Source organism: Caballeronia sp. INDeC2 (assembly GCF_023631325.1).
GTDB lineage: Bacteria > Pseudomonadota > Gammaproteobacteria > Burkholderiales > Burkholderiaceae > Caballeronia.
The window spans coordinates 255,777-266,918 of the sequence record NZ_JALQDG010000012.1 but is presented as its reverse complement, the minus strand read 5'-3'; the positions used below and the strand labels follow the sequence as shown (position 1 = coordinate 266,918).

The window sequence follows — 11,142 nt, the reverse complement described above, 5'->3', positions numbered from 1 at the left end:
TCGAACGGTAACTTCGACTCGCTGTCCTCCAGCGTCACGTCGCTGTCCACGGGCGTGAGCTCGCTGTCCACGGGCATGAGCTCGCTGTCGAGCTCGACCTCGGCTGCGATCAGCTCGCTGTCCACGGGCGTGAGCTCGCTGTCGACCAACGTGAGCTCGCTCTCGACGGGCATGAGCTCGCTGTCGAGCTCGACCTCGGCTGCGATCAGCTCGCTGTCCACGGGTGTGAGCTCGCTCTCGGCTGGCGTCAGCTCGCTGTCCACGGGTATGAACTCGCTGTCGAGCTCGACCTCTACGGGCATCAGCTCGCTGTCGAGCGGCGTAAGCTCGCTGTCGGCTGGCGTGAGCTCGCTCTCGGCTTCGACCTCCACGGGCATCAGCTCGCTGTCCACGGGTATGAACTCGTTGTCGGCGTCGGCCTCCACGGGCATCAGCTCGCTGTCCACGGTCTGAACTCGCTGTCGGCCTCGACCTCGACGGGCATCAGCTCGCTGTCCACGGGTATCGACTCGCTGTCCACGGGTATGAGTTCGCTGTCGAGCTCGGCTTCGACGGGCACGGTCGGAGACGACTCGCTGTTCGCTGCAAACGGCGATCGCGCTTCCGAAGCCGCGGTAGCAAGCGGCACGCATGCAACGGCGAGCGGCGCGAGTGCTCAGGCAACGGGTGAGGACTCGGTTGCGCACGGCACAAGCGCGGTGGCCAGCGGCGTTGGCGCGGCGGCGATCGGTGCAGGCAGCCACGCAACTGCGGATGACTCGGTTGCTCTGGGCGCGAGCTCAGTGGCGGATCGTGCGAACACGGTGTCGGTCGGCGCGGCGGGTAGCGAGCGTCAGATCACCAACGTGGCCGCCGGTACGCAAGGCACCGATCTCGTCAACGTCAACCAGTTGAACGACGCGGTCGCACAGGCGAACTCCTACACGGACAGCGTGGTCAACGGCATGCAAGGCGCCGTCACCGACGTGGGCCGTAACGCCTACTCGGGCATCGCTGCGGCCACCGCTCTGGCGATGATCCCGAACATCGATCAGGACAAGACGATGTCGATCGGTGTGGGCGGTGCGACGTATCAGGGCTACGCGGCTGCAGCTGTCGCGCTGAACCTGCGCGTCACGCAAAACCTGGTGCTGAAGGCCGGCGCGGGTTCGACTCGCAACGGCACGGTCTACGGTGCTAACGCGTCGTATCGGTGGTAAGGCGAACGTCCCGGGCTAACGCTCGGGATGGCCCGGGCGACCGCGAAGTCACGCGGTCGCCCGGGAGCCCAGCTCTTTGAACCGATTTAGGTAGCTAATCAAGATGTCCAAACTTCTTCTCACCGTTTTTACCGCCATCGGCGTGCTCTCTGCTTGCTCGACGGATACGGGTATGACTTACACGGCGCACAAACTGAATGTCGCCGAGCAACCGCAGGCGCATCGCGTCACTTGCTCGGGCATATTCGAGTCGCAGAAGTCGTGCATGTCAGAGGCTTCGCGGATCTGCAAGGATCAACAAGTCGTGGTCGCTCAGGCGCTCGACAATCCGAAACTCAGGCCGGGCGGCAGCAGCGCGCGCGAGCTCAACTTCACGTGTGCTGGCGGTTCGCCATTCAAGCCGGCGGCTTGATGCGTAACGAATGATCGAGCCACTGCGGCTCGCATCGCTCTTCTGAAAACCGACGTTCGCTTGAACGTCGGTTTTTTTTGCTTCGCGTGTTCCGCGCCTCGACGAACAACCGTGCGAGCCGCCCCATACATCCGCAAAGGCTTTTTCCCGGCCAATCTTCCCGCTTACAAGTAAAATTCCGTTGCCTTGCGCCGGGTTTGCGCTTGCCGGACGCCGCCGATGTGTGCAGTGCAGCGACGGCAAACGCATACATAGCGCAAAAAACCTCAACAAAATCAAGGAGGCGTTATGCCAGCCGTCCACGGGAGCATGCTGCTGCTCTACGCGGTGATCGCGATCGCGGTTTTGATCCTGATGATCGCCCGCTTCAAGGTTTACCCGTTCCTCGTCCTCATGATCGTGTCCGTACTGCTGGCCCTCGCGGTCGGCATGCCGATGGACAAAATCGTGAAGTCGTTCGAAACCGGTAACGGCAACACGCTCGGGCACATTGCGGTCGTGGTCGGTCTGGGCACCATGCTCGGTAAGATGATGGCCGAATCGGGCGGTGCCGAGCGCATCGCCAATACGCTGATCAATTTGTTCGGCGAGAAGAACATTCACTGGGCGATGATGGTCGTCGCGATCATCGTCGGCTTGCCGGTGTTCTTCGAAGTAGGCTTCGTGCTGCTGATTCCGATCGCGTTCAACGTCGCGCGACGCACCGGAAAATCGCTGCTGCTGATCGGCCTGCCGATGGTCGCGGGCCTCTCGGTCGTGCACGGTCTGATTCCGCCGCATCCGGCCGCGTTGCTCGCGGTGCAGGCGTATCACGCGGATATCGGCAAGACGATCGCTTACGGGCTGATCGTCGGCGTGCCGACGGCGATCGTCGCGGGCCCGCTGTTCGCGCTGATGATCCACAAGTACATCAAACTGCCGGATGCCAACGCGCTCGCCGACCAGTTCACTCAAAAGCATGGCGACACCGAGAAAAAGCGCGATCTGCCGAGCTTCGGCATCACGCTGTTCACCATCTTGCTGCCGGTCATTCTGATGCTGATCGGAAGCTGGGCGGATCTGGTCTTCACGCCGAAGACGTTGCCGAACGATTTGCTGCGCTTTATCGGCCAGTCGGATATGGCGCTGCTGATCGCCGTGCTGGTCAGCTTCTGGACGTTCGGCGCGAAGCAGGGCTTCAACCGTGAGCAGATTCAAAAGTTCTGCGGCGAGTGTCTTGCGCCGATCGCGGGGATTACACTGATCGTCGGCGCGGGCGGTGGTTTCGGCCAGGTTCTGCGCGACAGCGGCATCTCGCAGCAGATCGTCGCGACGGCGTCGTCGGCAAGCCTATCGCCGCTCTTGCTCGGCTGGTTCGTCGCCGCGCTGATCCGTCTTGCGACAGGCTCGGCAACGGTCGCGATGACGACCGCCTGCGGTATCGTCGCACCGATCGCGGCCGCGGCGGGCGGCCACACGAGCCCGGAGTTGCTCGTGCTCGCCACCGGTTCCGGCTCGCTGATCTTTTCGCATGTGAACGATGGTGGCTTCTGGCTGATCAAAGAGTACTTCGGGATGACGGTCGGACAGACGTTCAAGACCTGGTCGTTGCTCGAAACCATCATTTCCCTGATGGGACTCGGTTTGACCTTCGCGCTTGCGGCGGTCGTGTAAGGAGATTTCGATGATTCTGATCGCGATGGGCGTGTCGGGCGCCGGCAAGTCTCTCATCGGTGAATTGCTGGCGGAGCGCTTGCACTGTTCGTTCACCGATGGCGACGCGTTTCACAGCGCCGCCAACAAAGAGAAGATGCACAAGGGCATTCCCTTGACCGACGAAGACCGCTGGCCGTGGCTGAAGACGATCCGCGCCGCGATCGAGGAGAAGCAGCGCGCGGGCGAGACGGCGGTGTTTACGTGCTCGTCGCTGAAGCGCTCGTATCGTGATGTGCTGCGCGATGGCGACAAAGACGTCTGCTTCGTCTATCTCGAAGGCACGTTCGAGGTTCTGCACGAGCGGCTCGGAACGCGCACGGGCCATTTCTTCGATCCGTCGCTGTTGAAGAGCCAGCTCGAAACGCTCGAACCGCCGGGCGAGGATGAGGCGATCATCGTGAGCATCGAGCACACGCCCGAGGAAATCGTCGATATCGTGCTGGAGACATTGAAGACGCGCTGAGCGCGCACTTCAGCAAAGGGAAAAGGCCGCACGTCGCAAAACGTGTGGCCTTTTTTTATCGTCGCGACGTGGCGCGTGTCAGGCGATGCGCTTCGCCAGTTCCACCGCCTTGCCGATATACGAACCCGGCGTCATCTCGAGCAGCAGCTTCTTCGCGTCGGCGGGAATCGCCAGACCGCCGACGAACGTCTGCAGCGCCTCGCGCGTGATGCCCTTGCCGCGCGTCAGCTCCTTCAGTTGCTCGTACGGATTCTCGATGCCGTAACGGCGCATCACCGTCTGTACCGGCTCGGCGAGCACTTCCCACGTGTTGTCGAGATCTTCGTTCAGGCGCGCCGCGTTGATCTCCAGCTTATCGAGACCGCGGATCAGCGCGTCGTACGCCAGCAGCGAATAGCCGAACGCGACGCCGATATTGCGCAGCACCGTCGAATCCGTCAGATCGCGCTGCCAGCGCGAGACCGGCAGCTTCTCGGAGAGATGGCGCAGCGTCGCGTTCGCGAGGCCGAGATTGCCTTCCGAATTCTCGAAGTCGATCGGATTGACCTTATGCGGCATCGTCGAGGAGCCGATTTCGCCGGCCTTCGTTTTCTGCTTGAAGTAGCCGAGCGAGATGTAGCCCCACACGTCGCGATCGAGGTCGAGCAGGATCGTGTTGGCGCGCGCGACCGCGTCGAACAGTTCGGCCATGTAATCGTGCGGCTCGATCTGGATCGTGTACGGGTTGAAGGTGAGCTTCAGCCGATTTTCGACGACATCCTTCGAGAACGTCTCCCAGTCGAACTCCGGATACGCAGACAAATGCGCGTTGAAATTGCCGACCGCGCCGTTCATCTTGCCGAGCAACTCGACCTTCTCGATGCGCTGGATTGCGCGCGAAAGACGCGCCGCGACGTTGGCGATTTCCTTGCCGAGCGTGGTCGGGCTGGCGGGCTGGCCGTGCGTGCGCGAGAGCATCGGTTGTTCGGCGTGCGTGTGCGCGAGCTTCACGAGGCGTTCGTGCACCGAGCGCAGCGCCGGCAGGATCACGTGTTCGCGCGCGCCGGCGAGCATCAGGCCGTGCGACGTGTTGTTGATATCTTCAGACGTGCACGCGAAGTGGATGAACTCGCTCGCGCGTTCCAGTTCCGGCTGGCCCTTCACCGACTCCTTGAGCCAGTATTCGACGGCCTTCACGTCATGATTTGTAACGCGCTCGATGTCCTTGATGCGCGCCGCGTCGTGCGCCGTGAAGCGCTCGGCGAGGCTCAGCAGGAATTGCTCGGACGCTTCGGAAAAGCGCGGCACTTCCGCGAAACCCGCGCGCGACAACGCGATCAGCCAATGAATCTCGACCGTCACGCGATGCCGCATGAACGCGGCTTCGGAGAGCCATTCGCGCAGGGCTTCTGTCTTGGCGGCATAGCGGCCGTCGAGCGGCGAGAGCGCGGTGAGCGCGAAGAGTGTATCGGGACGGGTATCGGACATGATTGCAGGCGCGGCCGGAAGGAAAAGACGGGAGAACCGCGCATTTTACCATCGGATGCGTCCCAATCCCCGACGCGCCTGCCGGTCAGCGGGCCCGCAGTTCGTCGTCGAGTGCGCAAAGTTGCGCGGGCGTGCCGACGTTTTCCCAGCGGCCGTCGTAGCGTTCGCCGCTCGCGCGTCCGGCCGAGATCGTTTCGCGGTAGTACGGCGTCAGCGCGCGGCGTGTGCCGGGCGCGAGATCGCGGAACATGCGCGTGTCATACAGGCCGATGTTGCCGAAGGTGTACCGCGGCTCGCCGTCGATTGCGAGCACGCCGTCGCGCAGAGCGAAATCGCCGTTGGGATGAAACGGCGGGTTCGGCACCATCACGAGATGCATGCCGGGTTCCTCGCGCGCCTTCAGCGCTTCGGCGTGATCGCGCAAGCTCGCATAGTCGAAGTCGCAGAACACGTCGCCGCTCACCGCGATGAACACGCCGTCCCCGATCAGATGCCGTGCCTGTGCGATGCCGCCTGCCGTCTCCAGCGCCTCGGTCTCGGGCGAATACCGCAGCTCGACGCCCCAGCGCGAGCCATACCCGAGCGCGGCTTCGATCTGCTCGCCGAGCCATGCATGATTGATGACGATCACCTCGACGCCCGCCGCCGCGAGGCGCTCGATCTGCCACACGATGAGCGGCTTGCCGCCGACTTCGAGCAAGGGCTTCGGACAGGTATCGGTGAGCGGGCGCATGCGTTCGCCACGGCCGGCGGCGAAGATCATCGCCGTTTTCAAAGCGTGCGTCATCGTGAACTCAGAAGGTGTAACCGACTTCTGTCGCGCGGCCTTCCAGCGAATCGAGCAGACGCGCGAACGGCCACAACGGCGCGTAGCGCTCCGCGACCGTGCGCGCATAGCCGATGAAGCGCGGCAGGTCGGCGAGATATTGCGGCTTGCCGTCGCGGTAATGGATGCGCGCGAACAGGCCGAGCACCTTGATGTGCCGCTGCAGGCCCATCCATTCGAGCTGGCGATAAAACTCGCCGAAATCGGCATCGACGGGCAGTCCGGCCTTCTTCGCGCGCTCCCAGTAATAGGCGACGCAATCGAGCTGAAACGCCTCTTCCCAGCTGATGAACGCATCGCGCATCAACGACGCCATGTCGTATGTGATCGGCCCGTACACCGCGTCCTGAAAGTCCAGCACGCCCGGGTTCGGCTCGCACACCATCAGATTGCGCGGCATGAAATCGCGCAGCATGAAGGTCTGCGGCTGCGCGAGCGCGCTCTGAACGAGCAGCGTGAACGTGTGGTCGAGCGTCTTGCGTTCGTCCGCGGTGACTTCGCGGCCTAGATGTCGCCCGATGAACCATTCAGGCATCAGTTCCATCTCGCGGCGCAGGAACGCCTCGTCGAACGAAGGCAGCACGCCTTCGCGCGCGGTCTGCTGGAAGCGGATCAGCGTGTCGATCGCGGCGCGCATCATCGGCCGCGCGTTTTTTTCGTCGAGAACGGAAATGTAAGTCGTCGTGCCGAGATCGGTCACGAGCATGAAGCCGGCATCGAAATCGGCTTCGAGGATTTTCGGCACATGCACGTTCGCCGCTTCGAGCAGCCCGGCGACCTGCACGAACTCGCGGCATTTTTCGGGCGGCGGCGCATCGACAGCGATGAGCGTCTTGCCATGCTCAGAATCGCTCTCCAGCCGGAAATAGCGACGGAAGCTTGCATCGGCGGAAGCGGGGGCGAGACTGGCGACATTCAGCCGGTAGCGTCCGGCGAAATTTTCAAGCCACGAGCGGAGCTGATTCAGGCGGGCGTCGGAAGGAATGTGCGTCATAAATTCGAGGGGCCAAACATCTTGCCATATAATACCCCACGACTTTTTTAAGCGATCCGTTTCACGCCTGGCGCCAGGCCCCCGACGACTGTGAGCGTCACCGTTCGATCGAGTGTCGTCCCTGCTTAGCAACGGACCGTCAAGTTCGTGACTGCGGAAAGGGCGCGGCCGCCTGCCCGGCGGCATCGGGCGCGTGGGACGCGAACGGGATCGAACCGCCACCCATACATGCCGCCACGACAGTTTCCCGTATCGAAAATCCAAGGCGACGCTCAGCCACGCAGGCGGCGGCTCGTCGTCGCGCTTCTATCCGTTCCGGGCCTGATGCCGGCTCTCGCGCACGCCCAGCTCGTGGGCGACGCCGCGTATCCTCAGCCGCTCGACGGCCCCGGCAGTCTGCGCCTCGCGCCGCAACTCGAAGAGCGCCCGCTGCAAAACGGCCAGCAGCCTTCGACATTCCTTCTGAGCGACAAGGCGACGGGCACCACCGACGAAGACATGGCGGCGAAGGGCTCGGCGGAGATCCGGCGCACGGTGACGGTCATCAAGGGCGACGCGCTGCATTACGACCAGGATACGGACATGGCCGATGCTTTCGGCAATGTCAGGCTGATCAACAATGGCGTGTCGTTCGTCGGTCCGGAAGCACATTTGAAGGTGGAAGCCAACGAGGGGTTCATGACGAACCCGAAGTACCGCTTCAACCTGACGGGCGGCTCGGGCAGCGCCGAACGCGCCGACATGATCGACGACGAGCGCGCGCGCATCGATCACGGCACCTATACCGCCTGTCAGTGCGAGTCCGATCCGGCTTGGTACATCAAGGGTTCGTCGTTCGATTTCGATACCGGCGCCGAAGAGGGCATCGCGCACAACGGCGTGCTGTTCTTCCAGGGCGTGCCGGTTTTCGGCAGCCCGTGGCTGTCGTTTCCGCTGACGAGCGACCGTCGCAGCGGCCTGCTGCCGCCGACCTTCTCGCTCAGCTCGACGACCGGCTTCGAAGCGACGATTCCGTACTATTTCAATATCGCGCCGAATCGCGATCTGACCATCACGCCGCGCATCATGACGCGGCGCGGCGTGCTCGGAGAGGCGACGTACCGGTATCTGTCGCCGACGTATTCCGGGTCGTTCACCGGCGACTATCTGCCGGACGACCGTCAGACGCACACGAACCGCTACGCGATCTTCTGGCAGCATCGGCAGAATTTCGGCAACGGTTTCGGCGGCTACGTCAACTACAACAAGGTTTCGGACGATCAATATCCGGAAGACCTGGGCAACGCGTCGAATCAGTTCCTGAACGGCACGCAGCTGTTGTATCAGCAGGAAGCGGGACTCACGTACAACAACGGCCCGTGGTCGGTGCTCGCGCGCGAACAGCGCTGGCAGACGCTGCAGCCGTCGATTCCGCCGTACGCGCGCGAGCCGCAGGTGAACGTTCAGTACAACAAGTACAACGTCGGCGGCTTCGACTACGGCGCGGAGCTGGACGCGACGCGTTTCACGATCACGCAGGACGGCGCGACCGACGGCAATCGCCTGTACTTCAATCCGTACCTGAGCTACGGGATCAACGCGCCGGGCTATTTCGTCACGCCGAAGGTGCAATGGCACTTCGCGTCGTACGACCTGAGCCACATCGCGACGAGCCAGGTGGCGGGCTCGTCGCCGCCGGTCGCGGGGCAGCCGAAGAATTTCACCGAATCGATTCCGACCGTCAGCTTCGACACGGGGCTCGTGTTCGACCGCTCGGTGCGGCTCTTCGGCCAGGATTACATTCAGACGCTGGAGCCGCGGCTCTACTACGTCTACACGCCGTATCACAATCAGGACTTCGCGCCGATTTTCGATACCGCGGAATCCGACTTCGGCCTCGCCGAGATCTACACGCCGAACACATTCGTCGGTAACGACCGGATCGCGGACGCGAACCGCATCACGGCGGGCCTGACGACGCGCTTCATCAATCCGGCGACGGGCGACGAGCGCGCGCGTTTCGTCATCGCGCAGCAGTACTATTTCCAGAGCCAGCGCGTCACGATCACGCCGGGCCAACTGCCCGACCAGGCGAAGCACTCGGATCTGATCGCGGGCGCGGCCATCAAGCTGGGCGCTGGTTTCGCCTCGGAAACCGCGTTCCAATATAATGTGGACAACAACCAACTCGTGCGCTCGAGCATCGGTTTTGCGTTCAGTCCGGCGGAACGCAAGGTGATCAACATCGGCTACCGCTACACGCGTTCGAACCAGACCACGCTGGTGAACGAGCCGATCAACCAGATCCTGCTGTCGGCCGAGTGGCCGCTCACGAATCGCCTCTACGCCGTCGGCCGCGTAAATTACGATCTCGCGAGCCATCGTCTCGTCGACGGGCTCCTGGGCTTCCAGTACGATGCCGACTGCTGGGCGTTCGGCTTCGGCATGCAGCGCTATGCCAACGGCGTGAACACGCAGGGCCAGCCTTCGTCGGGCACGCGCGTGCTCGCGCAATTGACATTCAAGGGCTTGTCGAACGTCGACAACGGCCTCGTCAGCGCGTTCCGCGCGAGCGTCCAGGGTTATCAGCCGCCGCCGCCGGCAGCGCCGCCGCTCTCCCGGTACAGCGATTACGAGTAAAGACGTAACGGGCGTTCGCGCGCGGCATTCAGCGACAGGCAGAGCAGCATGAGCAGCATGTACAGGCAGTACACGAACGGGCGAAGCCCGTATTTGATGGAGTATCTGTGGCAAACGTGAATATGTTTCGATCGATGGCAATCGCAGCGGGCGTGCTGACCGGCGCGCTGATCCTGAGTTCGCCGGCCGGTGCGCAGGCGTTGTCGAATCGCAATACGCAGGTCGCCGATTCCGTCGTCGCGGTGGTGAACGACGGCGTCATCACCCGGCGCGAGCTGGAAGAGCGCACGGCGCTCATCGCCAAGCGTCTTCAGCAGCAGAACGCGCCGGTGCCGCCCGCGGACCAGATGCAGCGGCAAGTGCTCGATCAGATGGTGCTCGAGCGCATTCAGCTCCAGAAGGCGAAGGAAGACGGCATCGTCATCGACGACGCCACCGTCAACCGCACGCTCGCGCGTCTCGCGCAGCAAAATCAGATGACGCTCGACGTGTACCGCGCGCGCATCGAAGCGCAGGGCGTGCCCTGGTCCACCTTCACGCGCGACGCGCGCACGGAGTTGACGCTCTCGAAGCTGCGTGAGAAGGAAGTCGATAGCAAAATCACCGTGTCCGACGGCGAAGTGGCGAACTACATCGCCAGTCAGCGCGGTCCGGGCGCGCGCAATACGAGTGATCTGCGCCTCCAGCACATCATGTTCAAGCTGCCGTCGGATGCGCCTGACAGCGAAGTCGCGAAGGTCCAGGCTCAGGCCGACGCCGTGCTCAAGCAGGCGCAAGGCGGCGAGGATTTCGCCAAACTGGCCAAGCAGAATTCGCAGGACACCGACGCCAGCAAGGGCGGCGATCTCGGTTTCCGTACGCCCGGCACGTTGCCGGCGGGTATCGTGAACGCGGTTTCGACGTTGCGTCCGGGCCAGGTCGTCCCCACGCTTTTGCGCACCGACGGCGGCTTCGAGATCATCAAGCTGGTGGATCGCCGCGCGAGCCAAGGCACCGCCGCCGATGCGCCCAAGCTCGTGCAGACGCACGTGCGCCACATCCTGCTGCGCGTGTCGGACGGCATGTCCGAACAAGCCGCGCGCCAGAAGTTGCTCGACATCAAGCAGCAAGTCGCGTCGGGCGGCGATTTCGCCAACTTCGCGCGTACGTATTCGCAGGACGGCTCGGCGTCGCAAGGCGGCGATCTCGGCTGGATCAGCCCGGGCGAGACGGTGCCCGAGTTCGAGCGGGCGATGAACAATCTCCAGGACGGCGCGGTCAGCGATCCGGTGCGCAGCGAGTACGGCTATCACCTGATTCAGGTGCTCGGTCGCCGCGAAGCGGAAGGATCGGCGTCGCAGCAGCTCGACATCGCGCGTCAGGCGATTGGCCAGCGCAAGGCCGAGCAGGCGTACTCCGACTGGCTGCGCGAACTGCGCGACACCGCGTACGTGCAATACAAGGGCATCGCTGCCCAGCAGCAGTAAC

10 protein-coding genes are annotated in these 11,142 nt (G+C 63.3%); 5 read left to right on the top strand and 5 right to left on the bottom strand.

From position 1 onward, the window contains the following. Positions 1–446: hypothetical protein (locus tag NCS28_RS11265; RefSeq protein WP_250513901.1), on the bottom strand; the 446-nt coding region annotated here is incomplete at its 3' end. 78 nt (positions 447–524) lie between these two features. Here NCS28_RS11265 and NCS28_RS11260 point away from each other — a divergent pair. Continuing rightward, the gene (locus NCS28_RS11260; RefSeq protein WP_250513900.1) at positions 525–1,199 is read left to right on the top strand and encodes a YadA family autotransporter adhesin; all 675 of its coding nucleotides are present in this window, start codon (positions 525–527) and stop codon (positions 1,197–1,199) included. Between the two features lie 268 nt (positions 1,200–1,467). Here NCS28_RS11260 and NCS28_RS11255 read toward each other — a convergent pair whose 3' ends face one another. Beyond that, on the bottom strand, positions 1,468–1,914 hold the full coding sequence (locus NCS28_RS11255; RefSeq protein ID WP_250513899.1) for a hypothetical protein: 447 nt from the start codon (positions 1,912–1,914) through the stop codon (positions 1,468–1,470). Between NCS28_RS11255 and NCS28_RS11250 the strand changes: the two genes are divergently transcribed. Together NCS28_RS11250 and NCS28_RS11245 are read left to right on the top strand one after the other, a co-directional pair. Next, positions 1,900–3,264, top strand: a complete 1,365-nt coding sequence (locus tag NCS28_RS11250; protein WP_250513898.1) for a GntP family permease — start codon at positions 1,900–1,902, stop codon at positions 3,262–3,264. The two genes, NCS28_RS11255 and NCS28_RS11250, sit on opposite strands and share 15 nt — an antisense overlap. A gap of 10 nt (positions 3,265–3,274) precedes the next feature. Then, positions 3,275–3,769, top strand: a complete 495-nt coding sequence (locus NCS28_RS11245; protein WP_250513897.1) for a gluconokinase — start codon at positions 3,275–3,277, stop codon at positions 3,767–3,769. A 78-nt stretch (positions 3,770–3,847) separates the two neighbouring features. On the opposite strand, the gene purB is transcribed toward NCS28_RS11245, so the two are convergent. From purB to NCS28_RS11230, 3 genes are all read right to left on the bottom strand, one after another. Then, positions 3,848–5,236 (bottom strand): adenylosuccinate lyase, encoded by a 1,389-nt coding sequence (gene purB, locus NCS28_RS11240; protein WP_250513896.1) that lies wholly within the window; start codon positions 5,234–5,236, stop codon positions 3,848–3,850. Positions 5,237–5,321: 85 nt separating this feature from the next. Further along, complete coding sequence (gene murU, locus NCS28_RS11235; protein WP_250513895.1) at positions 5,322–6,023, bottom strand: N-acetylmuramate alpha-1-phosphate uridylyltransferase MurU; 702 nt, start codon at positions 6,021–6,023, stop codon at positions 5,322–5,324. Positions 6,024–6,030: 7 nt separating this feature from the next. Next, positions 6,031–7,056, bottom strand: coding sequence for an aminoglycoside phosphotransferase family protein (locus NCS28_RS11230; RefSeq protein ID WP_250513894.1), 1,026 nt, complete (start codon positions 7,054–7,056; stop codon positions 6,031–6,033). Between the two features lie 228 nt (positions 7,057–7,284). Between NCS28_RS11230 and NCS28_RS11225 the strand changes: the two genes are divergently transcribed. Both NCS28_RS11225 and NCS28_RS11220 read left to right on the top strand, forming a co-directional pair. Continuing rightward, positions 7,285–9,675: an LPS-assembly protein LptD gene (locus NCS28_RS11225; protein ID WP_250513893.1), complete on the top strand. Its 2,391-nt coding sequence runs from the start codon at positions 7,285–7,287 to the stop codon at positions 9,673–9,675. A gap of 122 nt (positions 9,676–9,797) precedes the next feature. Next, entirely contained in the window at positions 9,798–11,141 is a 1,344-nt protein-coding gene (locus tag NCS28_RS11220; RefSeq protein ID WP_250490306.1) for a peptidylprolyl isomerase, read from the top strand. Position 11,142 lies beyond the last annotated feature (1 nt).

What these genes read in the sequence shown, in the direction of transcription:
- NCS28_RS11245 (WP_250513897.1), top strand. Translation starts at nt 3,275, where the DNA reads ATGATTCTGATCGCGATGGGCGTGTCGGGCGCCGGCAAGTCTCTCATC.
- NCS28_RS11225 (WP_250513893.1), top strand. Translation starts at nt 7,285, where the DNA reads ATGCCGCCACGACAGTTTCCCGTATCGAAAATCCAAGGCGACGCTCAG.
- purB (WP_250513896.1), bottom strand. Translation starts at nt 5,236, where the DNA reads ATGTCCGATACCCGTCCCGATACACTCTTCGCGCTCACCGCGCTCTCG.
- NCS28_RS11250 (WP_250513898.1), top strand. Translation starts at nt 1,900, where the DNA reads ATGCCAGCCGTCCACGGGAGCATGCTGCTGCTCTACGCGGTGATCGCG.
- NCS28_RS11230 (WP_250513894.1), bottom strand. Translation starts at nt 7,056, where the DNA reads ATGACGCACATTCCTTCCGACGCCCGCCTGAATCAGCTCCGCTCGTGG.
- murU (WP_250513895.1), bottom strand. Translation starts at nt 6,023, where the DNA reads ATGACGCACGCTTTGAAAACGGCGATGATCTTCGCCGCCGGCCGTGGC.
- NCS28_RS11260 (WP_250513900.1), top strand. Translation starts at nt 525, where the DNA reads ATGAGTTCGCTGTCGAGCTCGGCTTCGACGGGCACGGTCGGAGACGAC.
- NCS28_RS11220 (WP_250490306.1), top strand. Translation starts at nt 9,798, where the DNA reads ATGTTTCGATCGATGGCAATCGCAGCGGGCGTGCTGACCGGCGCGCTG.